The organism is Streptomyces sp. NPDC054047, from assembly GCF_055585065.1.
On sequence record NZ_JBVJKV010000002.1, the window covers coordinates 1073468 to 1097338 of the forward strand.

Below are 23871 nucleotides of genomic sequence, written 5' to 3' on the forward strand. Positions count from 1 at the left end.
CGGACGATCAGGTCAGCATCGGTCGCAGTGCCTCGCGCAGCGCGGAGATCGCCGCGCGGGTGCTGTCCCAGAACAGCATGTGACCCGCGTCCGGGACGCCGGCGAAGACGGCCGACGGGTGCAGCCGCGCGGCCTCGGCGGCGCCCGCCGCGGTGACGACGGGGCTGTCCGCGCCGTACAGGAGCGCCGTGGGCCCCGGCACGGAGGGCCACCAGGCGAAGAAGTCCTCGTTCTCGAAGCCGCGGTGGGTGGCCGCGATCGCCTCCGCGTCGCAGCTCGCCAGCCAGCGGGCCCGCAGCTCCTGCTCCCGGCGCGGCCAGCGCGGCCAGGACCGGGCCACCTCGTCCGCGTCGGTGCCGCGCCGGGCCTGCGCGAGCTGGTCGAGGAAGGCCTCCAGGGGGGTGGGGTAGGGTCCGCGCCCGGGGCCGCTCATCGGCGGGTCCCCGAGCACGGTGCCGCGCAGCGCCACCTTGGCGCGCACCGCGGTGACGGCGGCGATGCGCGCGCCCATGGAGTGCCCGAACAGGATCGGCCGGTCGAGTCCGAGGCCCGTGACGACGGCTTCGACGTCCTCGGCGTACTCATCGAGGGAGTAGGAGCCGCCCCCGTCGGAGAGCCCCCGCCCTCGTACGTCGAGGATCAACGGCCGTACGACGTCGGTCAGTGCACGTGCCACGAAGTCCATCGTGACGGCGGGGCTCGTGATGCCGGGCAGGACGAGGAGCGGGGCGCCGGTGCCGCCGTAGTCCAGCACGTGCAGGCGCGTGGCGCCCGAGCGGACCCAGCGGCTGGTGGCGGGGACGTCGGCCAGGTCGGCGAGTGCGGACTGCGGCAGGCAGCGGTCGGGCGGGGTCATGCGTTCCTCCTGGCGTGCGCGAGGGTGCCGAGGTAGTCGACGGCTTCCTTCAGGTCGATGACGTCGCCGTACTTGGCCTGGATGTCGAAGAGGCTCGCCTCGTGCGGCCCCGCGGCGCGATCGCCGACGCAGGCGCGCGGCACGAGCACCGAGAACCCGCTCTGCACGGCGTCCACCGCCGTCGCCCGCACACAGCCGCTGGTCGTCGCCCCGCACACCAGGACCGTGTCGCAGCCGAGACCGGTGAGCAGGGCGGCGAGCGAGGTCCCGAAGAAGGCCGACGCACCCTTCTTCACCACCATCAAGTCCCCTGGGTCACGGGGGAGTCGGGGGTCGAGCGCGACTTCCTCACTGCCCTCGACCAGGGACCGCATGCCTTGCGCCTTGTGCAGCCAGGTGACGGCGTCACCCGTGGCCTCGGCGGGCGTGTAGGAGATCGCCGTGAAGACGACGGGTACGTCGGCGGGGCGTCCGCTCTCGATCAACTCACCCACCGAGCGCACCACTTCGGTCAAGTCGGCGCCCGAGGGGAAGCCGTCCTCGGTGAAGCCGCGGGTGAGGTCGACGACCAGAATGGCGGGGCGGCTGCCCCGTCGCACGGGGGCGCCGAATCCCGCTCGCTCATAGGTACGTTCCGTCTCCTGCCCGTAGTTCACGACGCCCTCCTCGGCGCGCGCAGGGCCCGCAGCTCCCGCGCCTGCGCCCCGAGCCGGCCGAGCAGCCAGCCCTCCAAGAGGCCGATGGCGAAGGCGCCGGCGACGGCGCCGTACTTGGCGGCGGCCGGTCCGAGCAGCATGGACAGGCCGTCGAGTTCGGCTGCCGCCGGTGCCGCGGGGTGCGCGGCGTGGGGAGCCGCGGCAGACGGGGCGGACACGGCGGACGGGGCGGACGCGGCGGACAGGAGGGAAGAAGGCGCGGCCGGTGTCCGCTCCTGGTCGAGCAGACTGCCCAGGTTCTGTGCGAACTGCTGGAGGATGCGGTCGGACACCGTCGCGATGGCCCCCTTCCCGAACTGCGCGATCTTGCCCCGTATCACCAGATCCGTGGAGATCTTGAGCAGCGTGCCCTCGGTCGCCGCCAGCACGTCGAGCGCGACCTCCGCCTCCGCGTCGCCGCTCCCATGGGTGTCGGCGCCGCGCGCCTGGACCCGCAGCCGCCGCCCCTGCTGGTCGACCTCCAGGAAGCGGACCGTACCGGCGTACGCGGCGCTGATCGGGCCGACCTTGATCTTCACGGTGCCCTGCCAGGCGTCCCCGTCGCGCCCGTCGAGCGCCGCGCCCGGCATGCACGAGGCGACCCGCTCGACGTCGTTCAGCAGGGCGAAGACCTCGTCCGGCGAGGCCTTGACCGGGACCGAGTTGGTGAGCTGCATCAGAACTCCTTGGGGCAGCGCCGGGCGACGGCGCAACCGTCGATCGCCTCGACGACGGTCTGGTAGCCGGTGCACCGGCAGAGGTTGGAGGCGACGACCTCGCGGATCTCGTCCTTGGTCGCATCGGGCCGCTCGTCGAGGAACCCCTCGGCGAGCATCAGGAAGCCGGGGGTGCAGAAGCCGCACTGCAGGCCGTGGTGTTCGCTGAACGCCCTTTGCAGATCGCTCAGTTCGGTCCCGTCCGCAAGGGACTCGACCGTCCGGACCCGGGCGCCCTCGGCCTGCGCCGCGAACATCAGACACGCACGCACGGGCCGGTCGTCGACCAGAACCGTGCACGCGCCGCAGATGCCGTGCTCGCAGCCGACGTGGGTGCCGGTCAGGCGCAGATCGTGCCGGAGCACGTCGACCAGGGTGCGGCGCGGCTCGGTGATCACTTCGTGCCGCTCGCCGTTGACGTCGAGGGTGAGCAGCAGAACGTCGGCGGCGTTGTCGCTGCGAGTACTGGTGCGAGTGCTGGTGTGAGTGCCGGTGTGAGCGCCGGTGTCGGTGTCGGTCATGAGGAGAGCTCCAGGTTCAGGGCGCGGTGCACCGTCTCCGGGGTGATGGGGGTGTGGTCGAGCTCGACGCCCGTGGGCCGCAGCGCGTCGTTGACGGCGTTGAGCACGGCGGCCGGCGCCCCGATGGTGCCGCCCTCGCCCGCGCCCTTCGCGCCGGTCTCGGTGAACGCGCACGGCGTCTCCAGATGGTGGATCAGGACGTCGGGGATCTCGTGGGCGGTGGGCACCTTGTAGTCCATGAAACTGGTGGCCGATGGCTCGCCCATCGCGTCGTACGTCACCTGCTCGAAGAGCGCGCCCGCGATGCCCTGCGCGATGCCGCCCCGGCACTGGCCCTCCACGACCTGCGGGTTGATCGCCACACCGCAGTCCTCGACGCAGACGTACCGCAGGATCTCCACCTGCCCGGTGCCTTCGTGCAGTTCGACGACCACGCCGTGGGTGGCGTTCGAGAAGGTGCCGTCGTTGAAGACGTCGAAGGTGGCGGTGGCGCTCAGGCCGGGCTCGATGTCCTTGGGCAGCAGGTGCGCCTGGAGATAGGCGATGTCGGCCAGTTCTTCGTACGTGAGGGTGGTGCCGTCACGGCGCCGTACGCCTCCTCGCGCGATCTCCACGTCCTGCGGCCCGACCTCCCAGCGGGCCGCCGCGATCCGCCGCAGCTTCTCGCCGAGCTTGGCCGCCGCGAGCCGCACCGCGCTGCCGCCCACCGTGATGGAGCGGCTCGCGAAGGTGCCCCAGCCGTAGGTGATGCGCTCGGTGTCGCCCTGATGGAGCTTCACCTTGGCCATGTCCAGACGCAGTTCGTCGGCGACGATCTGGGCCATCGTCGTCTCGTGGCTCTGTCCGTGGCTCATGGTGCCGGTGGTGACGGTCACCGCGCCGCTGGTGTCCATCTTGACCTCGGAGATGTCGAAGCCGGGGACGACCCGCATCTTGCGCTGGGCGAAGGCCGCGGAGCCGTAGCCGGTGCGCTCGCTGAAGCAGGCGTAGCCGATGCCGATGTGCCGCCCCTCGGCTGCCGCCGCGGACCGCTTCTCGTACCAGCCCTCGTCCTTGACGAGCCGCTCGCACAGGTTCAGCGACTCCAGATAGGAGCCCGGGTCGTACGTGATGTTGTTGACGCCCGTGTAGGGGAAATCGGTGATGACGTTGCGGCGGCGGATCTCGACGGCGTCCAGGCCCAGTTCCCGCGCGGCCCGCTCGAAGAGCCGCTCCACCACCATCACGTACTGCGGACGGCTCACCCCCCGATAGGGCGCGGTGGGCGCCTTGTTGGTGGCGACCGCCCGGCCGCGCACCCGGTAGGCGGGCACCTGGTAGACGCCCGGCATCTCCGCCGACGCCATCAGCGGCTCGATGCCCGCCGTGAACGGATAGCAGGAGTAGGCGCCCATGTCGCACACCACATCGGCGTCGAGGCCGAGGATTCTGCCCTCGGCGTCGAAGGCCGCGCGCACGTCGTAGTGCTGCTCGCGGGCGAGGAAGGAGGCGGACAGGGCGTCCTTGCGGTCCTCGATCCACTTCACCGGCCTGCGAAGGCGCAGCGCCGCGGCCGCCGCCGCGATCTCCTCGCGCCCGACGACGCACTTCTGGCCGAAGCCGCCGCCCATGTCGGGCACCACGACCCGCACGGCCCGTTCGTCCAGGCGCAGACAGCGGGAAGCCACCGTCCGCACCTGGTGCGGGACTTGGGTGCAGGTCTGCAGGACGAGCTGTTCCTCGCGGTCGTCCCAGTGGGCGACGACACCGCGCGTCTCCAGCGGCAGGGCGTTCTGCCGCCCGGTCCGCGAGGCGACATGGACAACGCAGGCGGCGGCGTCGAAGATCGCGTCGATGCCGTCCGTGGCGAAGAGTGAGACGTCCACGAGGGTGTTGCGCGCGGCCTCTTCGTGGAGCAGGGGTGCGCCGGGCGCCAGGGCCGTCTCCTCGGAGGTGACCGGCGGAAGGGCCGCGTAACTGACCTTGGCGGCCTCCAGGCCGTCCTCCGCGGCGTACGCGTCCTTCGCCACTACGATCGCGACGGGCTCCCCTACATAGCGGACCCGGTCACGGGCCAGGACGGGCATCGCGGTCGGCACGAACTCCGTCAGCGGACGGCCCAGTTGGGCGGTGATGTCGGTCAGCTCCAGGTCGTCGGCCGTGAACGCCGCGACGACACCCGGCACGTCGCGCACCGCCGTCAGGTCGATCGAGGTGATCTCGCCGTGCGCGACCGTGCTGCGCACGAACTGGGCGTGCAGCATGCCCGGCAGCGCGATGTCGTCGACGAACCGGCCGCGCCCGGTGAGCAGCCGGGGATCCTCGCGCCGGGCCACGGATCGGCCCACCAACTGCCCTGTCGTGTCAAGCTCGTTCATCGGGCCATCGCCTCCTCACAGGCACGCCGGACCAGCGTGCGGACGAGCTGCTTGCGGTAGTGCGTGCTGCCGGACGCGTCGGCCGGGGGATCGACAAAGTGCGCCGCCGCGGTCGCGCACTCGGCGAAGGAGCCCCCGGCCGCGAGGACGGCTTCCGCCTCCGGCACCCGCACCACGCGGGCGGCGACCCCGCCGAGCGCGACGCGCCCGCCGCGCACCGAACCGCCCGCGACGTCGAGGTCCACGACGGCGGAGACGATCGCGAAGTCCCCCTGCCGCTCGGCGAACTCGGCCAGGGCGGCGTGCGGTGCCGGACGCGGGAAGACGATCTCGACGAGGATCTCGTCGAAGTCGAGGGCGGTGGTGTAGTAGCCGTGGAAGAAGTCCCCGGCCGCGATCCTGCGCTCGCCGCGCGGCCCGCGGGCCACGAACTCGGCGTCCAGCGCCACCGCCAGCAGGCACCACTCGGCGGTGGCGTCGGCGTGCGCGATGCTGCCGCCGACCGTGCCGCGGGTGCGGATCGGCAGATGCCCGATCCACGGCATGGCCTCGCGCAGCACGGCGAAGTCCGCCCCGAGCCGCCCCGCCGGGTCCCTCTCCACCGTGTGATGCGTGGTGAGCGCCCCTATGCGCAGCCCGCCCGCCGGGTCGGTGCGCAGCCGGTCGAGCTCGCGCAGGCCGCCGATGTCGACCAGGTGCCGGGGCCGGGCAAGACGGAAGTTCATCATCGCGACCAGGCTCTGGCCACCGGCGACGACCTTGGCTTCGTCGCCGAGCTCGGCGAGCAGCCGCGTGGCGCCGTCGAGGTCGCGGGCCCGGTGATAGGCGAAGGGGGCGGGCTTCATGGTCCTCCTGTCGTACGTGAGCGGTCGTGCGCCGAGCGGCCGTACGGAGCGGCCGTACGGAGCGGCCGTACGGCCGCGGTCAGAGTGCCGCCTGCTCGGTGACCGGCAGGGGTGACGCCGACGCGGGTACCGGGGGCTCCTCGTCCCCGTCCAGCTCCCGTCCCTTCGTCTCCGGCGCCGCCACCGCCATCCAGGCGACGGCGACCAGCACGGTCCCGCCGAGCACGGCGAACGTCAGCGGCAGGCCGAGCAGCGGCCACATCACCGATCCGAAGAGCAGCGGTGCGAAGCCGGTGAGCACCCGGCTGACCGAGGAGGCCCAGCCGAAGCCGCTGGCGCGCAGGGGAGTGGGGTAGAGCTCGGACACGTACGCGTACAGGGCGGGGATGGCCAGCTGGGCCAGGAAGCCGAAGACGCCGATCGCCACGACCGAGCCGGTCGGCAGGTCCCGCACCAGGGCGAAGACGACCAGGGCGAGCGAGGCGACCGGGGCCGAGACGCCGATCAGCCACTTGCGGCCGACGAGGTCGACCAGGGCGGTGGAGACCAGGACGCCGACGATGCCGACGCCGCTCATCAGGGTGGTGCTCATGAACGCGGCCGTGTCGCCCTGGCCCTCCTCCTTGAGGATCGAGGGCATCCAGCTCAGCGCCGCGTAGTAGACGAGCATGATCGTGGAGAAGAGCAGCCAGGCCGCGGAGGTGATGCGCGGGCTGAAGCGCCAGATGCGGCGCAGCTGGTCGACGGCGGCGGCCACACCGCGCGGCCCGTCGTCCACCGCCGGCTCGGGGATGACGTAGGGCTCCACGGGAGCTCCGGTGCGCGCCACCAGGTCGTCGATGACCTTGCGCGCCTCGGCCTCGCGGCCCTTCTTCGACAGATAGATGGGCGACTCGGGGATGCCGCGCCGGGCCCAGAAGAGCAGGAGCGCGGGCAGCACCATCGTCGCCAGCATCCACCGCCAGTTGCCGTCCAGGGTCAGCATCGCCGTCGAGACGAGCCCGCACAGGGTCACGCCCACCGGCCACCACGCGTCGAGCGCGGTCAGGATGCGCCCCCGGCACTTGCGCGGCGAGAACTCGCCCACCAGGGCGTAGTCCACGGGGATGCAGCCGCCGAGCCCCACACCCGCGAGGAACCGCAGCGCGAGGAAGACCGGATACGTCGGCGCGAGCGCACCGAGCACCGAGAACATGGCGAAGATCAGCAGTGTGACGCTGAACGCCTTCTTGCGCCCGATCCGGTCGGCGACCGCGCCCCAGGCGACGGCGCCGACGGCCATCCCCACCAGGTTCGCGGTGGCGACGAGCCCGCGCTCGCTGAGCGAGAGGTCGAAGTGCTTGCCCAGGAGCGGCATGAGGAAGCCGTTCAAGGCGATGTCGTACGCGTCGAAGAGGTAGCCGAGGCCGCCGATGATGAAGATCTTGCCCTGGACCGACCATCTCCAGGGGAGTTCCTGAACGATCTGATCGCCTGTTTTCACGTTCGCTCCAAAGGGGCTCAGCGGGTGAACTGGCTCAGCGGGTGAACTGGTAGGAGAACGCCCCGAGATCGGGGTCGTTGAGCGGGCTGCCGCCCCAGAGCCAGTCGTACGAGAGATCGGACTCGCCGTCGAAGTCCCGGCGGAGCTTCTCGTCCCTGGCCCGCTGCTCGGGACCGTCGGGGAAGTGGTAGAAGGTCTTGTTCTGCAGCGAGGCGTCCTGGACCATCCCGGCGTGCTTGGCGCGCCGGTCGACATAGCGGCGCAGCGCCGCCTCGATGCCCTCCGCCGTGACCGCGCCCAGCTCCTCGGCGAGCACCGCGGCGTCCTCCATGGCCTGCGAGGCGCCCTGCGCCTGGTAGGGCAGCATCGCGTGGCAGGCGTCGCCGAGCAGGGCGACCCGGCCGTCCTGCCACACCGGGTCGCGGCGCCGGTGGTAGAGCGCGAAGCAGGAGACGTCCTCCTTCGCCTTGGAGAGCATCGCGGGGACGCGGTCGTCCCAGCCGGGGAAGGCGTCGACGAGGTCCTGCGCGGTGGCGGCGACGGACCACTTCTGTGCGACCTCGTCCGTGCAGGGCACGCAGGCCACGATGTTGAGGTACTCGCCGCCGCGGATCATGTAGTGGACCAGGTGGCGGTCGGGGCCGTACCAGATCGTGGACTGGTAGCGGTCCACCAGCCAGCGCGTCGCCGGGTCGGCCGCGATCAACTCGCCCGGTATGAGCGCCCGGTAGGCCATCTCGCCGGAGAAGAGGAGCGTGTCCGGGGCGCCCATCAGGTCGCGCACCTGGGAGCGGATGCCGTCGGCGCCGATGACGACGTCGGACACGTACCGCCGCCCGTCGTCGGTGATCGCCACCGGGCGCGCGGGGTCCGTGCGGTCGAGCTCGGCGACCTTGCTCGCGGTGTGCAGCGCGACGACGGGGCCAGGACCTGCCGGGTCGACGCAGGCGTCCATGAGGACGCGGTGCAGATCGGCCCGGTGATAGTGCCAGTACGGCGCGTTGAACTGCTCCTTGCAGCGCCGGCCCAGCGAGGTCAGGCCGACGACGCTGCCGTCCTTCCAGCGCCGCCGCACCTGGTCGAGCGGCTCGGTGTGGATGGCCTCCAACTGGCGGCGCAGGCCGAGGCCGAGCAGGACGCGGCTGGCGTTCGGCGCCGTCTGGATGCCCGCGCCCACCTCGCCGAGCTGCGCCGCCTGTTCGAGCACGGTGACCCGCAGACCGCGGTGCCGCAGCGCCAGGGCGGCGGTCAGACCACCGAGGCCGCCTCCGACGACGGTGACTTCGTACGACTGGCTGGACGCCACGCTTCCTCCATCTTCCTTCTCCGGACGAGCAGTTGGAGCGCCGGTCAGCGCTCGGTGAGACGGCCGCCCGTCACGACCTCGGTGCCGTCGACCGTGACCGTGCAGCCGCGCATGGCGATGTCCAGATGCGCGTACGACTCGCGCCCCAGGACGGGGTGCGGTCCGGTGGACCACAGGAAGTTCCCGGCGAAGGCGCGGGCGTCCATGCCCATCAGGTCGTCCTTGCCGTACATCGCGGTGGCGAACCAGTCGGCCGTACGCATCAGGCCCCAGCCCATGTGGGAGAGGCTGCGCGCCCACTGGTCGTTCGCGTCCTCGAAGAACGTGTTCAGGAGCTCGGCGTCGGCGCCGCCCGACACCTTCTCGATCTGGCCGCCCGCGATCTGCAGGGTCACCGGCTGGCGCACGTACTCCTTGAAGGGCAGCAGGATGTCGCCCTCGGCGAGCACGATCTGCCCGTCGGAGATCTCCGGCCAGCACAGCACCATCGTGCTCGGCCAGTGGTCCCAGCGGCCCGGGTCGTCGGCGAAGCCGCACTGGAACTCGGGCTTGGAGCCCGCGAGTTGCACGGTCAGGTCCGTGCCCGCGTCCGAGGTGACCTGCATGACGGACGACCGCTTGAGCAGCTGGACGCCTTCGAGCACCTCGTCCTTGTCGGCCTCCTTGGGCAGATTGCGGATGAGGACGTCGGGGGCGTCGCAGACGAAGATGATGCGGGTGCCCGCGCGCAGGATCTCCTGCTGTACGGGTGCGTGGATGAAGCCCTCGCGGGTGAGGTCGACGACCAGGTCGGCGGACTTCAGCAGGTCCTGCGCGGTGGAGTCGTTGAGCACCGAGACGAGGCCGGGGCCCGCGCCGGTGTGGGTGCTCGGCATCGGGGCGGGGCTGCCGCCGGGGACGGTGGCGGCGATGACATGGGCGCCGCACGTCTTGGCGGCGCCGAACGCGGCCGCCACGTAGTCGCCGCGGCTGCCGGGCTCGGAGAGGACGACGACGTGCTCGCCCTCGCGGAGCTTGCACAGCCGCAGTTCGCGGGTGAACGCGTCGAGCAGATCGACGGACGAAAGATCGAACACGGGGGATCCCTTCTTTCGGGCTGCCACGGACTGCCGGAGGCATGCGGGCAGCACGACTCCGGACACATCGTGCGAGGGGAGTTGTGGGGGAGCTTTCGGGTGCTCAGGCAGGCCTGACTGGCCCGCCGTACAGGGTCTGAGCTGCGGATACGAGGCGGTGGGTGGCCGCCCGACTGAGATAATCCGAACACGTACGATCTGCCTTGGCAAGGGGTCGCGCACGGAGTTAACCCGGGTGTTTCCTGACGGGCCATCAGGAAATGCGACGGCAGCCCGGCGCATCGGCCGCATGGTTTCTGCCTCTGCGAAGGGGGTTCCCCGTCGGTCATGGATATGCAAGTCTCCTCCTTAATCTCCGGGAGCGGCCGTCGACCCACTGGTCAACAGGGCTGCCCCGCCCTCGACATGGGGTGAAGAAGTGTTGCGGAACGGAACGCGGGGGCACGACCTCGCCTCGCTGCGCCGGTTGAACACCACCGTGGTCCTGCGCGCCCTGCACCGCCGCAGCCCGCAGACGCTCGCCGAGCTCGCCGCCGGCACCGGACTCTCCCGGCCCACCGTGGAATCCGCCGTCGAGGAACTGGCCGCCCACGGCTGGGCGGGCGAGGCCGAGCGTGACGACGACGGCGAGCGCACACCGGGGCGCCCCGCCCGCCGGTTCCGCTTCCGCGCGGAGGCGGGCCGCGTCGTGGGCGCCGACATAGGCCTGCACAAGATGGTGCTGCTCCTGGCCGACCTCGGCGGGACGGTGCTCGCCGCGCACCGCGAGGACATCGACCCGGAGCTGGGCGGAGCCAAGCGGCTCACACTCCTGCGGAAGGGACTCGAAGCCTTCCTGGACGCACACTCCGTACGGCGCGGCGACGTCCTCGCCCGCTGCGTGGGCGTACCCGGCGTCGTCGACGCGGGCGGCACCATCACGTCGCACGTCATCCCCGAGTGGTCCGGCGTGGACATGGGGCGGCTGCTCGCCGAGGGGGAGCCGGGCCACACCGTCGTCGAGAACGACGTGAACCTCGCCGTGCTGGCCGAGCGCTGGCAAGGCGCGGCCACCCTCGCCGGTGACGTCGTCTGCGTCCTGACCGGACACCGCGTGGCCTGCAGCCTCACCATCGGCGGGCGGCTGCACCGGGGGCGGCGCGGCGGCGCGGGCGAGCTGGGCCTGCTGCCACTGCTCGGCATGAACACCGCGCAGGACGCGCTCAGCTGGAAGGGCGACCGGCGCGACGGCGAGTCTGAAGTGGCCGCACTCGCCCGCGCCGCCGACACCGCCGACAGGCGCGCCCTGGCGGCCGTGGCGGACTTCGCCGACCGCATCGCGCCGGGCATCGCCGCCCTCGCCCTCGCCGTCGACCCGGAGCTCGTGGTGCTCACCGGCGGCGCGACCCCGCTGGGCGGCCATCTCGTGCCGCTGATCGAGGACAGACTGCGCCCGCTGACCCTGCACGTCCCCCGCATCGCGCTGAGCACGCTCGGCGAACAAGGCGTCGCGATCGGCGCCGTACGCAAGGCACTTGACCAGGTCGAATCCGATCTCCTGGCGGATTCGGCGCTCTAGAAAGGCTCTGGAAGAGCTCCAGGACACCGCAGCAGAACCCGGACTCAGGACACCGCAGCAGACCCCGGACTCAGGACACCGCGGAAGAACCCGGAAACGGAGGCACCCATGCGCAGGAGGACTCTGCTGTACGGAGCGATGGCGGCGCCCCTGCTCGCCGCCTGCTCCGGTCGGAGTGACGACGGCAAGGAGAGCGGTGGCCGGACCACCCTCTCGTACGGCGTGTGGGACGTGGCCCATGTGCCGGGGCTCCAGAAGGTGATCGACGCCTTCGAGAAGGAGAACCCCGGCATATCCGTGCGCATAGAGCTCACGCCGTGGTCCAGCTACTGGACCACCCTGAAGACCGCGATGCGCGGCGGCACCGCCCCCGACGTGTTCTGGATGAACGCGGTCAACCTCCAGCTGTACGCCTCCAGCGGCGTCCTCGAACCCCTGAGCGGCCACATCAAGAGCGACGCGACCCCCGTGGACCGCCATCCCGAGTCACTCGTGCAGATCTACGCCTATCAGGGCACGCAGTACGGCATTCCCAAGGACTTCGACACCATCGGCCTCTGGTACAACAAGGCGCTCTTCGACAAGGCGGGCATCAAGTACCCCGACAGGACGTGGACGTGGGACGACGTGCGCGACGCCGCCGCCGAACTGACCAACCCGCGCGAGCGCGTGCACGGCATGGCCGCCGAGATGGACCGCCAGGCCCAGATCTACCCCGCCATCCACGGAGCGGGCGGCTACGTCCTCAAGGACGGGAAGTCCGGTTTCGGTGACGAGCGCTCCATCGAGGGCCTGCGCTACTGGACCGACATGATCGACCGCGGCTGGTCACCGCCGCAGAGCGCGATGGTCGAGTCCAAGGCCCGCAACCGCTTCTGGTCGGAGAAGGCCGCCATGGTCTACGAGATATCCGCGTTCTCCGGGCAGATGCACGCCACCCCCGCGATCAAGGACCACGGCGGCGTCACCGTCCTGCCCAAGGGCCGCGAGCGCGCCACGATCATCCACGGCCTCGCCAACGTCATCTCCGCCAAGAGCCGTAAGAAGGCGGCCGCCTGGAAGTTCGTCCACTTCATGGCCGGTCGCAGGGCCGCCGAGATCCAGGCGTCCTCGGGCGTCACGCTCTCCTCGTACGAGGGGACGCAGGACGCCTGGTTCAAGTCGATGCCCGAGTTCGACCTGAAGGTCTTCGTCGAGATGCAGCAGTACGCCGTGCCGTACCCGAGCTCGAAGAACACCGCGGTCTGGGAGAACCTCCAATACCCGCTCCTGGGCGCCGCGTTCAGCGGCAAGGGCGGCATCGAGAGCGCCGCCCGCACGCTGGGCGAGCAGATGGACCGGGCCCTGAAGGAGGAGCGCGCATGATGAGTGTCTTTCCCTCCACGGCGGCGGCGAAGAAGGCGGCGGGGCGCGGGAAACCGGCGGCGGGCTCCCCGCCCAGGCCCCGTGGCCAGCGCGCCGCTTACCTCTTCGTCGCGCCGCTGGGCATCGGCTTCGCCGTCTTCTACTTCTGGCCGTTGCTCCAGACCTTCTACTTCAGCTTCACCGAGTTCGGGGCGTTCGGCGGCCACACCTGGATCGGCACGGACAACTACGTGCGCGTCCTCAAGGACGTCACCGTCTGGCAGGCGCTCGGCAACACGCTGATCTACTGCGTCATCGGCCTGCTGGCCCTGCCGATCGCGATCGGCGTCGCGGCGCTGCTCAACCGGCGTGGCCTGCGCGGCGTCTCGCTCTACCGCGCCCTGTACTTCATCCCGTTCGTGACGCTGCCCGTCGCCGTCGGACTCGTCTGGAACTGGCTCTACAACGGCGACTACGGCCTGATCAACGAGGTCTTCGAGTGGTTCGGCGCGGACCGCCGCTACTGGGTCTCCGACCCCTCGACCGCGGTGTACGCGATCGGCACCGTCATGGTCTGGTCGACCACCGGCTACTACTTGATCATCTTCATGGCGGGCATCAAGGGAATCCCGCAGGACTACTACGAGGCGGCCGAGTTGGACGGCGCCGGTCCCCTGCGCCGCTTCTTCACCATCACGCTGCCGCTGCTCAGCCCGACGATCTTCTTCGCGTCCATCATCTGCATGATCAACTCACTGCAGACCTTCGATCTCATCTACATCATGATGGCCGAGAAGAATCCGGCGATCGGCGACACCCAGTCCGTGGTGAGCCTCTTCTACAAATGGGCCTTCGTCGAGAACGCCCAGGGCGCCGCCGCCGCGCTCGCCTTCCTGCTCATGCTGATCATCGCGGCGCTGACACTGATGCAGTTCAGGCTGCAGAAGAGGTGGGTGCACTATGCGTGAGTCATCCGAGTCTGCCAAGTCCGCCGCGTCCGCTGAGTCCGTCGCGTCCGTCGCGTCCGCCGAGTCCTCCGTACGACCCGCGAGGCGCCGCCGCTTCAACGGCGGATCGGTGGCCACCCACACGGTGCTCTCGCTCGGCGCCCTGGTGATGGTCTTCCCCTTCCTGTGGCAGCTGCTCACCGCCGCCAAGTCCCTCGCCGAGACGGCAAAGGTGCCGCCGACCTTCCTGCCCGACACCTGGAACTGGTCGAGCTTCGAAGAGGTCTTCACCGCGCTGCCCTTCCGGGAAATGCTCTTCAACAGCGTCTTCAACACCGTGGGGCGCACGGTCGGGCAGCTGGTGTTCTGCTCGCTCGCCGCCTACGCCTTCGCGCGCATGCAATTCCGGGGCCGCAACGTCCTGTTCGCGCTCTTCCTCTCCGTCCTGATGGTGCCGAGCTCGCTGCTCGTGCTTCCGCAGTACGACATCATCCAGAGCCTCGGTCTGCTGAACTCGGCTCCCGCGCTGTTCCTGCCGGGCATGTTCAGCGCGTTCGGGACCTTCATGCTGCGGCAGTTCTTCCTCACGCTCCCCAAGGAGCTGGAGGAGGCGGCGCGGATCGACGGCGCGAGTTCCTTCCGCATCTTCTGGTCGATCATGCTGCCGCTGGTGCGGCCCGCGCTCGCCGCGCTCGCCGTCATCACCGCGATGTGGTCGTGGAACGACCTCCTGTGGCCGCTGATCGTGAACACCGACCCGCAGAAGATGCCGATCAGTGCCGGCCTCACCTCGCTGGAGGGGCAGTTCGAGACCAACTACCCGGTGATGATGGCCGGTTCGCTCATCGCGAGCCTGCCCATGCTCGTCGTCTACGTCTTCCTGCAGCGGCACTTCGTGCAGAGCGTCGCGCTCTCCGGATCCAAGAGCTGACCCTCCTCCAGCCTCCAGTGGCTGACCCTGTCTCAGGAACCAGGAAAGGTGACCCCCTTCATGCGACCGCTTCACATCGGCCTGATCGGCGCGGGCGGCATCGCCCGCGCCCATCTTCCCGGCTGGCTGGAACTGGGTGCGCGCGTCAGCGTGTACACCGTCGACGGCTCGGCGGAGAAGCTCGCCGCCGAGTACGCGGGGCGCGAGGTCGCCGCGGTGGCGAGCCTCGGCGAACTGCTCGCCGACTGCGCGGCCGTCGACATCTGCACCCCCACCCCCACCCACAAGGAGCTCGCCCTGGCGGCCGTCGCCGCGGGCCGGCACGTCGTCTGCGAGAAGCCCCTCGCGCTCGGCGCGGCGGACGCCGAGGAGATCGCGGCAGCCGCCGAAGCGGCGGGGGTGCGGCTGCACCCCGCCCATGTCGTCCGCTACTTCCCGGCGTACGCGGCGATGCAACGAGCCGTCGAGCATGGCGAGTTGGGCGACCTCGCGGTGCTGCGGTTCACGCGGGGCGGTGCGCGACCGCAGTGGGCGCCCTGGTTCGGTGACCCCGCCAAGTCCGGCGGCGTCATCATGGACCTGATGGTGCACGACATCGACATCGCCCGCTGGATCGCGGGTGACGTCGTCCGCGTGCACGCGCAGACGCGAGGCGTCGAGCGGACCACGGGCGGCACGGAGGCCGAGGTCGTCTCGGCGACCGCCGTCCTCACCCACGCCTCCGGCGCGATCAGTCACATCACCGGTCTCTGGGGCCTTCCGGACCAGCAGTTCCGTACGACGTTCCGGATCGCGGGCAGCGACGGTCTGCTGCGGCACGACTCCACGTCCGTGCCCGGCTACCGGATCACCGCGCAGGGCGTGCGCGCGGCCAATGAGGGCATCCCTTCCAGCCCGATGGCGGAGAGCCCCTACCTGGCCGAGCTGCGGGAGTTCGCGGCCTCGTGGGAGGAGGGCGGCGGCGCGCCGAGGGTCAGCGCGCGGGACGGGATCGAGGCGGTGCGGATCGCCGAGGCGGCGGTGGAGTCGAGCCGTACCGGCCGGGCGGTCGAGATCACGACGAGCGGCCGGGCGGCCGAGGTCCGGACGGGTACCAAGGAGGTCACGCGATGAAGGTCGCCGTGCTGTCGTTCGCCCATGTCCACGCGGCCGGGTATCTGCGGCTCCTCTCCCGGATGCCGGGTGTCGAGGTGATCGGCAGCGACCCGGACACCGGGTCGGCCGCGCCCGGCGAGGTGCGGGGGCGGGCGTTCGCCGACGAGATGGGGGTCGCGTACGCCGAGACGTACGAGGAGGTCTTCGCCTGGGGCCCGGACGCGGTGATCGTCTGCTCCGAGAACGCGCGCCACCGACCGCTGGTGGAGCTCGCCGCGTCCCACGGCGTGGCCGTCCTGTGCGAGAAGCCGCTGGCCACGACGGTCGCGGACGGGGAGGCGATGCTGGCGGCCTGCCGGGCGGCCGGAGTGCGGCTCGCGGTCGCCTTCCCGGTCCGCTTCAGCCCCGCGTACGAGGCCGTCAAGGCGGCGGTCACGTCGGGCGAGGCGGGCCGGGTCCTGACCGTGTCCGGCTCGAACAACGGCTCCATGCCGACCTCGTCCCGGCGCTGGTTCGCCGATCCCGAACTCGCGGGCGGCGGCGCCCTGATGGACCACACGGTCCACATCGCCGACCTCCTGGACGACCTCTTCGGCGAGGCCCGCCCCGTCGACGTGTACGCCCAGACGAACAACCGCATGTACGAGGGCGAGGTCGACGCGGAGACCAGCGGCCTGGTCACTGTCACCTACGACAACGGCTCGGTGGCCACGATCGACTGCAGCTGGTCGCACCCCCGCTCCCACCACTCCTGGGGCGGCCTCGAACTCACCGTGGTCGGCGAGCGGGCGACCCTGGAGATGGACGCCTTCGACCAGTCGGTCCACGGCTACAGCGAACGCCACCGCCAGGGCCTCGAAGTCCCCTTCGGCGCCGACCTGGACGAGCGCATGCTGCGGGCGTTCCTGTACGGACCGGAGGAGGGCGGCATGGACGTGGCGGACGGCGAGGGCGGACTGCGGACATTGAAGATCGTGACGGCGGGCTACGCGTCGGCCAGGAGCGGGGTGCCGGTGGCGGTGGGCTGAGGGTGATGGGCTGAAGGTGATGGGCTGAGGGCGGTGGGCTGAGGCGGTGGGGCCGCCCGCCGTCTCAACCTTCAGCCGCCGAACAGCTGTGTCCAGTACGTGCCCGCCGAGCCGCCGCCCGCGAAGCCGACTCCCAGGTGGGTGAAGGAGGGCTTGAGGATGTTGGCCCGGTGGCCGGGGCTGTTCATCCAGCCGTCCACCACCTCGGCGGGGGTGCGCTGCCCGCAGGCGATGTTCTCGCCGATCGCGCGGTGCGTGCTGCCCGCGGCGGACGCGCGGTGCCAGGGCTCGCCGCCGTCGGGCGATGTGTGGGAGTAGAAGGCGCGGGCGACCATGTGCGCGCTGTGGCCCTGCGCCGCCACGGTCAGGAGCGGGTCGGGGGAGAGGGGGCGCAGGCCCTGCGCCGTCCGTTCGGCGTTGGTGAGGCGGAGCACGGCGGCTGCCCACTCGGCGAGGCCCCGCTGGGTGAACGGAGTGGCCCACAGCGCCGTCCAGTAGACGTCGCCGGAGCGTGCGTCGGTGGTGTGGCCCACCCCGACCTGCGTGTACGCGCGGCTGTGCACCGTTCGCCGTGACTGCTCCCCGGAGAGGCAGTACTCCACGAAGTCGGCGGGCGTGCGCGGCCCCGAGACCAGATGCTCCCCGATGGCCAGGTACGCGTACCCGCCCGCGACGACGCGCTGGTAGAGGGACGTGCCGTCCGCGTCCTGCGAACCGAGCGCGGACCGCGCCGCCATCCCGGCGGCATGCGCGCCCGCGGCAGCGGCCAGCCGTGCGTCGAAGGCGACGGGAGGCGCGCCCACCGAAGCCCGCGCGGCGTTGACCAGCGGAAGGAAGCCGTCGAGGGAGGAGGGAGGGGAGGGAGCGGAGGGAGCGGAGGAAGGAGACGCACCGCCGGGCGCGCTCGGCAGCGGTCCGGCACCTGGCGGCTGCGCTGCTTCGTCCTCCGCCACGTCCACCCCGAAGTCCCGCGCCACGCCCGCGAGCCCGTCCGCGTACCCCTGACCCAGCGCCCGCAGCTTCCACCCCGGACCCCGGCGGTAGATCTCCGCGAGCAGCAGGACCGTCTCGCGGTCGGGGCGCGGCGGTGTGAATCGCGCCACGAGGCGGCCGCCGGGCCCGTGCACCTGGAGCGCGATGGCGGGCAGCCGGCCCAGGGGCGTGCCCGGCTCGGCGGGGCTGACGGCGACGGTCACCCGGCTCGCACCGGCACGCAGGCGCCGCCCGTCGACCGTGACCGTGTCGCCCTGGAGCCGGGCGCCGGACGTGGCGGGCTGGTTGTAGAAGACGAAGTCGCCGTCGCCCGCGACCTTCCCGCTGTCGCCCGTCACGATCACGGACAGGTCGAAGGGGCCGGGCACCCGGAGGGTGACGGCCCCGTCCGGCAGCGGCACGTTCCCCCCGGCAACCAGCTCGTCCATGCAGGGACAACGCGAGACCGCCGCCGCCGGGTTCCCACCCGGGAAGGCCCGGCCGAGCGGGCACCGCCATCCGGCGGAGGGCGCCTGAGACCGGAGGCGGATCCGCGCCGCGAAAGCCGCGTATTAGCGTGGGGGTCACGGGAAAGCACAATTCACCGACAGGATCCGAGGTGCCCGGCAGATGGCAAGCCGCAGCGAGAGCCGTACCCAGCTCGTCGAGGGACTCATGGAGCGGTTCCCGCAGGTTCCGCGGGAGGCGGTGATCAAGGAGGACCTGCTCAGGGGAGGCATGGCGTTCGACGAGTCCGCGCTCAGCGACAACGAGGGCGGCGAGGTCAAGCCGAAGTCGTACTTCATCTTCTCCTTCGACCACAGCACGCTCCCCGAGCTCGGCGCCGCCGCCCTGCGCCGCCCGCCCGAGGAGATCGTCCTCACCGGCGGCCCCTACGACCTGCGCCGCACGGTCGTCTCGGTCCGCGTGAACCCCTCGTCGCCGTACCGCGTGGCCGCCGACGACAACGGCGTACTCGGCCTCTACCTGGACGGCGTCCGCATCTCCGACGTCGGCCTGCCGCCGATGCCGGACTACTACCGGCACACGCTGGAGAACGGCAAGTCCGTCATGGAGGTGGCGCCCACCATCCAGTGGGGCTACCTGATCTACCTGACGGTCTTCCGGGTCTGCCAGTACTTCGGTGCCAAGGAGGAGTGCGGGTACTGCGACATCAACCACAACTGGCGCCAGCAGAAGGCGGCGGGCCGCCCCTACACGGGCGTGAAGCCGATGGACGAGGTCCTCGAGGCCCTCGCCATCATCGACAAGTACGACACCGCGAAGTCCTCCACCGCGTACACGCTCACCGGCGGCGCCATCACCTCGCGGCTCCAGGGCAAGGACGAGGCCGACTTCTACGGGCAGTACGCGAAGGCCATCGAGGAGCGCTTCCCGGGCCGCTGGATCGGCAAGGTCGTCGCGCAGGCGCTGCCCAAGGCGGACGTCCAGCGCTTCCACGACTACGGAGTGCGGATCTACCACCCCAACTACGAGGTGTGGGACCCCTACCTGTTCGAGCGGTACTGCCCCGGCAAGGAGCGCTACGTCGGCCGTGACGAGTGGCACCGCCGCATCCTTGACTCCGCCGACGTCTTCGGGCCGCGCAACGTCATCCCGAACTTCGTGGCGGGCGTGGAGATGGCCGAGCCGTTCGGGTTCAAGACGGTCGGCGAGGCCATCGACTCCACCGTCGAGGGCCTGCAGTACTTCATGTCGCGCGGCATCACGCCCCGCTTCACCACCTGGTGCCCCGAGCCCACGACGCCGCTGGGCAAGGCCAACCCGCTGGGCGCCCCGCTGGAGTACCACGTCCGCCTGCTTGAGGCGTACCGCGCGACGATGGAGGCCAACGGCCTGACGTCGCCGCCCGGATACGGTCCCGCCGGGCCGGGGCGCGCGGTGTTCTCCGTCTCCTCGTTCATGGACAGCCTGGCCCCCGACGAGGCTGCCGAGGAGGTCGGGGAGACGGTGGCGGGCTAGGGCGCGGCCAGCGCCGACAGCAGACGTTCGGCCTCCGCCGTCACCGAGGTGAGGGCGGAGGCCGGATCGGGCGAGCGGGCCAGGAGCATGCCCGCCTCGCACAGCGCGCCGAACATCAGCTGGCAGCGCACGTCCAGATCCCCGTCGCCGATGTGGCCCGCGGCCGCCGCCGCACGCATGCCGCCGGTCAACACCCGCAGCGTATGGGTGTATTGGATCTCGCGGACGGTCTCCCAGCCGAGGACCGCGGGCGCGTCGAGCAGCACGATCCGCCGGAACCCGGGGTCGAGGCAGTGCTCCAGGAAGCGGCGGCAGCCGCGCCGCAGCGTGGACCAGGCATCGGGCTCCCGCGCCGCCGCCCGCTCCAACTCCGCCGCGATCTCCTCCTGTTCGCGGACGAACACCGCGCGGAAGAGCGCCGCCTTGCCCTCGAAGTGGTGATAGGCCGCGCCCTTGGTGACCCCGGCGTCGGCCGCCACGGCGACGATCGAGGTCGTCGCGTACCCGTCCCTGCCGAAGAGCCGCTGCGCCGCGGTGATCAGCTGCGCGGTGGTCGCGTCGGAGCGTTCCGCCTGTGTACGACGGGCAGTTGGGTGCGGGGGCGGGAACATGGTCGGCTCCTCTTGACGGACGTACTCAGGGTACGTAGGTTCCGCACCAGTTGCATACCTTCGGTATGGAAGCGAGTCGAGCATGACGAATTCGCTCTTCGCCATCTACGGAGCCTATGGACACACCGGACGCCTGGTGGCCTCCGAACTCCGCGCCAGAGGTGGGGAGTTGCTCTTGGTAGGCCGCAACGCCGAGGCGTTGCGCACGCTGGCCGACGAACTCGACGCGGGAGACCGGGTACGGACAAGCGCCGCGGCCGTGGACGACACCGCGGCACTGCGCGAGGTGATGACGGACGCCGAGGTCCTGATCCAGTGCGCGGGCCCCTTCGCCGTCACCGGCGCACCCGTCGCCACCGCCGCCGCGGAGGCGGGCTGCCACTACGTCGACCACGCCCTCGAACCCCACCACGTGAAACGCGTCTTCGACACCGCGCAGGCCACGGCGCAGCGCACCGGCGCCGTCATGATCCCCAGCCTCAGCTTCTACGGAGGCCTCGGCGACCTCCTGGCGGGTGCGGTGTCGGACGGCATCGCGGGCATCGACCGGATCGTCGTCGCGTACGCGGTGAACGGCTGGCGCCTGACCACCGGCGCCAAGAACACCGCGACCCACCTCTTCGCCGAGACCGAACGCCTCACCTTCAGCGACGGCGCCCTGCACGCGGGCTACGTCGAACCGCGCAACGCGGTCTTCCCCTTCCCGCCGCCGCTCGGCCCGCGCTCGATGATCGCGCCGTTCCCGTCGAGCGAGGTCGTGACGGTGCCGCGCCACGTCCCCGTCCGCAACATCGACCTGATGCTCAGCACCAGCACCTTCGAGGCCAAGGACGCCTTCGAGAGCGAACACATCGGCGCCGCGGAGCGGGCGGGCACCGACTTCACCGTCGCCGTCCAGGCGATGTGGGACGGGGGCAGCGCGGCCGGGCAGCTGACGGGCCACGACCTGTGGCGGGCCGGAGCACTGGCCTCGGTGGAAGCGGCGGTGCGGATCGCCGAGGGCAGAGGCCCGACGAAGACAGGGGTCCTCGCCCCCGGAGAGGCGTTCTCGGCGGAGCCGTTCCTGCGGGAACTGGTGCGCCAGGGCGCGTTCACGCTCACGCTGCGGCGTGGAGAGGGCGGACAGGGCGGAGGAGGTGGCGAAAAGTGAGCGGGACGCCGAAGGACGCACCGGTCCTCGTCACCGGAGCGGCGGGCGGACAGCAGGGTTCCACCGGCCGCCATGTGGTCCGGCTGCTGCTCGACCGGGGTCAGGCGGTACGAGCCTTCGTGCGCACCGACGACGAGCGCGCCGCCGGGCTGCGGAGGATGGGCGCGGAGGTGGTCGTCGGCGACCTGCGCGAGATCACGGACGTGCTCGCGGCGGTACGGGGCGTACGCCGCGCCTTCTTCACCTACCCGGTGACCGACGGCCTGCTGGAGGCGACCGGCGCCTTCGCCGCGGCGGCCAGGCGCGAGGGTCTCGAACGCGTCGTCGAGGTGTCCCAGCTGGCGGCGGCGCCGGACGCGGGGACGCCCCGGATGCGGCAGCACTGGGTCGCCGAGGAGGTCTTCGACCGGGCGGGGGTCGGGGCGGTGCATCTGCGGGCCGGGGTGTTCTTCGAGAACATCGACTTCCTGGTGCGGGCGGGCGGCGAACGTGAGCTGGTGATGCCGCTGGGCTCCCCGAGCACCGTGCTTCCGCTGATAGCGGGGGCGGACGTGGCCCGGGTCGGAACCGGGCTCCTCACCGACCCGCTGCCGGAGTGCCCGGACCCCGTGGTGCTGCTGACCGGGCAGGTGCTGTCGGTCGGTGAGGTGGTGGAGACGTTCGGCGGCGGCCTGAAGTACGTGGACGCGTCCCCCGAGGAGTGGCGCGAGCGGGCCAGGGGCCTGTACGGCGACGCGCATGTGGTGGCCCACCTGGACAAGCTCTGGGAACTGTTCCGCCTGATCGGCTCCCACCACGAGCTGTACCAGGTGACGGAGGCGATCGAACGGTTCGGGGGGAGGGAGCCGGGGACGCTGCGGGAGTTCGTGCGGGACCGTCGGGGCTGAGGCTCGCTCCGGCGGTTCGGGAAGGGGCGGGGTGGGGGAATGATCGATCAAACGGCAATCCCGCCCACCCCGCACCTCCGGAGGATCACGTGCAACACCACCCCGTCACGGTAGTGACCGGCGGCAGCCGCGGCATCGGCGCAGCCATCGCCACCCGCCTCGCCGCGGAGGGCCATCACATCGCCCTCGGCTACCACTCCGACGCCACCGCCGCCGAAAAGGTGGCGGCGGAAGTCCGCGCGACCGGCGCGGACGCGGGCGTCCGCTGCGTCACCATCCGCATGGACACCGCCGACGAGGCGGACGTCGACCGCCTCTTCGAGACCGCCGCCGCGGACCTCGGCCCGGTCACGGGGCTGGTGAACAACGCCGGGATCGGCGCCCCGGTGGGCCCCCTCGCGGACGCCGACGTCGCCGCCATGCGCCGCGCGCTCGACGTGAACGTACTCGGTTATCTCCTCTGCGCCCGCCGCGCGATCCGCGACATGACGCGGACCGGCGCCGGCGGCGGCATCGTGAACATCTCCTCCGCGGCGGCGACCCTCGGCGCCCCGGGCGAGTACGTCCACTACGCAGCCGCCAAGGGAGCCGTCGACACGATGACGATCGGCCTGTCGAAGGAGGTGGCGGCGGACGGCATCCGGGTCAACGCCGTCGCCCCCGGCGTGATCTGGACCGAGTTCCACGCGGACCCCGAGCGCCCGGCGAAGCTCGCGTCGGACATCCCCCTGGGGCGCTCGGGCCGTCCCGACGAGATCGCGGCGGCCGTCTCCTGGCTGCTCTCGGCCGACGCGTCGTACACGAGCGGCACGATCCTGCGGGTGGCGGGCGGAAGGTAGGCGGGCGGGAGGGGGTGGATGGAAGGTGAGTGGGCAGCGCTCGCGCCTGCCGCAGTGCCTACCCTTGGCGCATGATCACCGAATCCGTCCGGATCGCGCCGGACGTCGTCATGCGCCCCGCCGTCATGGAGGACGCGGACGGTCTCGCCCGCGCCCGCCTGCGCAGCCGCGCCCACCTGGAGCCCTGGGAGCCCGTGCGGCCCGAGGACTACTTCACCTCGCGCGCTCAGGCGGCCCGGCTCCGTGGCCAGCTGGAGGAGTGCAGGGCGGGGCGGGCGGCGCCCTGGGTGCTCGAATGCGAGGGGGAGATGGCCGGCTCGGTCACCTTGTCGAACATCTCCCTCGGCCCCTTCCGCAGCGGAACCCTCGGCTACTGGATCGCCGTGGACCACATCGGCCGCGGCCTCGCCACCGCCGCCGTGACGCGGGCCTGCGCGTCCGCCGACAGCGAGCTGGGCCTGCACCGCGTCGAGGCGGGCACCCTCCTCGACAACGTCCCCTCGCAGCGCGTCCTCACCAAGTGCGGATTCGAGGAGTTCGGTGTCGCGCCGGGCTATCTGCACATCAACGGCGCCTGGCGCGACCACCGGCTCTTCCAGCGGATCCTCAACGACCGCACCCCCTGAGGAGATCCCAGGGGGTGCGGTCGTTGAGGGATCGACGGAGGGACG

At 71.4% G+C, this 23871-nt stretch carries 22 protein-coding genes; 11 read left to right on the forward strand and 11 right to left on the reverse strand.

Features of this window, described 5'->3' with window-relative positions; genetic code table 11:
- Window positions 1–7: 7 nt before the first annotated feature.
- The 9 genes from ACZ6ZP_RS11310 to ACZ6ZP_RS11350 form a co-directional block, all read right to left on the reverse strand.
- Complete coding sequence (locus ACZ6ZP_RS11310; RefSeq protein WP_469406460.1) at window positions 8–856, reverse strand: alpha/beta fold hydrolase; 849 nt, start codon at window positions 854–856, stop codon at window positions 8–10.
- Window positions 853–1512 carry an isochorismatase family protein gene (locus ACZ6ZP_RS11315; RefSeq protein WP_351161508.1) on the reverse strand — a complete coding sequence of 220 codons (660 nt, stop codon included), beginning with the start codon at window positions 1510–1512 and terminating at the stop codon, window positions 853–855. The genes ACZ6ZP_RS11310 and ACZ6ZP_RS11315 overlap by 4 nt, the downstream gene beginning before the upstream one ends.
- Complete coding sequence (locus ACZ6ZP_RS11320; RefSeq protein ID WP_469406462.1) at window positions 1509–2228, reverse strand: SRPBCC family protein; 720 nt, start codon at window positions 2226–2228, stop codon at window positions 1509–1511. Before ACZ6ZP_RS11320 ends, ACZ6ZP_RS11315 begins: the two co-directional genes overlap by 4 nt.
- On the reverse strand, window positions 2228–2788 hold the full coding sequence (locus tag ACZ6ZP_RS11325; RefSeq protein ID WP_469406465.1) for a (2Fe-2S)-binding protein: 561 nt from the start codon (window positions 2786–2788) through the stop codon (window positions 2228–2230). The genes ACZ6ZP_RS11320 and ACZ6ZP_RS11325 overlap by 1 nt, the downstream gene beginning before the upstream one ends.
- Complete coding sequence (locus ACZ6ZP_RS11330; RefSeq protein WP_469406466.1) at window positions 2785–5145, reverse strand: xanthine dehydrogenase family protein molybdopterin-binding subunit; 2361 nt, start codon at window positions 5143–5145, stop codon at window positions 2785–2787. The genes ACZ6ZP_RS11325 and ACZ6ZP_RS11330 overlap by 4 nt, the downstream gene beginning before the upstream one ends.
- Window positions 5142–5990: an FAD binding domain-containing protein gene (locus ACZ6ZP_RS11335; RefSeq protein ID WP_351161519.1), complete on the reverse strand. Its 849-nt coding sequence runs from the start codon at window positions 5988–5990 to the stop codon at window positions 5142–5144. The genes ACZ6ZP_RS11330 and ACZ6ZP_RS11335 overlap by 4 nt, the downstream gene beginning before the upstream one ends.
- 79 nt (window positions 5991–6069) lie before the next feature.
- Window positions 6070–7473: an MFS transporter gene (locus tag ACZ6ZP_RS11340; protein WP_469406467.1), complete on the reverse strand. Its 1404-nt coding sequence runs from the start codon at window positions 7471–7473 to the stop codon at window positions 6070–6072.
- A 34-nt stretch (window positions 7474–7507) separates the two neighbouring features.
- Window positions 7508–8779, reverse strand: a complete 1272-nt coding sequence (locus ACZ6ZP_RS11345; protein WP_469406470.1) for an FAD-dependent monooxygenase — start codon at window positions 8777–8779, stop codon at window positions 7508–7510.
- Between the two features lie 44 nt (window positions 8780–8823).
- Complete coding sequence (locus ACZ6ZP_RS11350; RefSeq protein WP_366462786.1) at window positions 8824–9855, reverse strand: 2,5-dihydroxypyridine 5,6-dioxygenase NicX family protein; 1032 nt, start codon at window positions 9853–9855, stop codon at window positions 8824–8826.
- Between the two features lie 418 nt (window positions 9856–10273).
- Between ACZ6ZP_RS11350 and ACZ6ZP_RS11355 the strand changes: the two genes are divergently transcribed.
- The 6 genes from ACZ6ZP_RS11355 (at window position 10274) to ACZ6ZP_RS11380 (ending at window position 16758) form a co-directional block, all read left to right on the forward strand.
- Complete coding sequence (locus tag ACZ6ZP_RS11355; protein ID WP_469406472.1) at window positions 10274–11413, forward strand: ROK family protein; 1140 nt, start codon at window positions 10274–10276, stop codon at window positions 11411–11413.
- A 108-nt stretch (window positions 11414–11521) separates the two neighbouring features.
- Complete coding sequence (locus ACZ6ZP_RS11360; protein WP_366462784.1) at window positions 11522–12778, forward strand: ABC transporter substrate-binding protein; 1257 nt, start codon at window positions 11522–11524, stop codon at window positions 12776–12778.
- Entirely contained in the window at window positions 12775–13725 is a 951-nt protein-coding gene (locus tag ACZ6ZP_RS11365) for a carbohydrate ABC transporter permease (RefSeq protein WP_351161534.1), read from the forward strand. Before ACZ6ZP_RS11360 ends, ACZ6ZP_RS11365 begins: the two co-directional genes overlap by 4 nt.
- Window positions 13718–14635: a carbohydrate ABC transporter permease gene (locus tag ACZ6ZP_RS11370; protein WP_366462783.1), complete on the forward strand. Its 918-nt coding sequence runs from the start codon at window positions 13718–13720 to the stop codon at window positions 14633–14635. The genes ACZ6ZP_RS11365 and ACZ6ZP_RS11370 overlap by 8 nt, the downstream gene beginning before the upstream one ends.
- Before the next feature lie 60 nt (window positions 14636–14695).
- The gene (locus ACZ6ZP_RS11375; protein ID WP_469406476.1) at window positions 14696–15748 is read left to right on the forward strand and encodes a Gfo/Idh/MocA family protein; all 1053 of its coding nucleotides are present in this window, start codon (window positions 14696–14698) and stop codon (window positions 15746–15748) included.
- The gene (locus ACZ6ZP_RS11380; protein ID WP_351161542.1) at window positions 15745–16758 is read left to right on the forward strand and encodes a Gfo/Idh/MocA family protein; all 1014 of its coding nucleotides are present in this window, start codon (window positions 15745–15747) and stop codon (window positions 16756–16758) included. Before ACZ6ZP_RS11375 ends, ACZ6ZP_RS11380 begins: the two co-directional genes overlap by 4 nt.
- Before the next feature lie 71 nt (window positions 16759–16829).
- On the opposite strand, the gene ACZ6ZP_RS11385 is transcribed toward ACZ6ZP_RS11380, so the two are convergent.
- Complete coding sequence (locus ACZ6ZP_RS11385; RefSeq protein WP_469406478.1) at window positions 16830–18179, reverse strand: CAP domain-containing protein; 1350 nt, start codon at window positions 18177–18179, stop codon at window positions 16830–16832.
- A 181-nt stretch (window positions 18180–18360) separates the two neighbouring features.
- Here ACZ6ZP_RS11385 and ACZ6ZP_RS11390 point away from each other — a divergent pair, with 181 nt between their 5' ends.
- Complete coding sequence (locus tag ACZ6ZP_RS11390) at window positions 18361–19713, forward strand: radical SAM protein (RefSeq protein ID WP_351161546.1); 1353 nt, start codon at window positions 18361–18363, stop codon at window positions 19711–19713.
- Here the strand turns inward: ACZ6ZP_RS11390 and ACZ6ZP_RS11395 are convergent.
- Window positions 19710–20324 (reverse strand): TetR/AcrR family transcriptional regulator, encoded by a 615-nt coding sequence (locus ACZ6ZP_RS11395; RefSeq protein WP_469406479.1) that lies wholly within the window; start codon window positions 20322–20324, stop codon window positions 19710–19712. The two genes, ACZ6ZP_RS11390 and ACZ6ZP_RS11395, sit on opposite strands and share 4 nt — an antisense overlap.
- A gap of 82 nt (window positions 20325–20406) precedes the next feature.
- Here ACZ6ZP_RS11395 and ACZ6ZP_RS11400 point away from each other — a divergent pair, with 82 nt between their 5' ends.
- From ACZ6ZP_RS11400 to ACZ6ZP_RS11415, 4 genes are all read left to right on the forward strand, one after another.
- Window positions 20407–21474, forward strand: coding sequence for a saccharopine dehydrogenase NADP-binding domain-containing protein (locus tag ACZ6ZP_RS11400; RefSeq protein ID WP_469406481.1), 1068 nt, complete (start codon window positions 20407–20409; stop codon window positions 21472–21474).
- On the forward strand, window positions 21471–22361 hold the full coding sequence (locus tag ACZ6ZP_RS11405) for an NAD(P)H-binding protein (protein ID WP_366462777.1): 891 nt from the start codon (window positions 21471–21473) through the stop codon (window positions 22359–22361). The genes ACZ6ZP_RS11400 and ACZ6ZP_RS11405 overlap by 4 nt, the downstream gene beginning before the upstream one ends.
- Window positions 22362–22450: 89 nt before the next feature.
- Window positions 22451–23200, forward strand: coding sequence for an SDR family oxidoreductase (locus tag ACZ6ZP_RS11410; RefSeq protein WP_469406482.1), 750 nt, complete (start codon window positions 22451–22453; stop codon window positions 23198–23200).
- 71 nt (window positions 23201–23271) lie between these two features.
- Window positions 23272–23826, forward strand: a complete 555-nt coding sequence (locus ACZ6ZP_RS11415) for a GNAT family N-acetyltransferase (RefSeq protein ID WP_361461099.1) — start codon at window positions 23272–23274, stop codon at window positions 23824–23826.
- Window positions 23827–23871 lie beyond the last annotated feature (45 nt).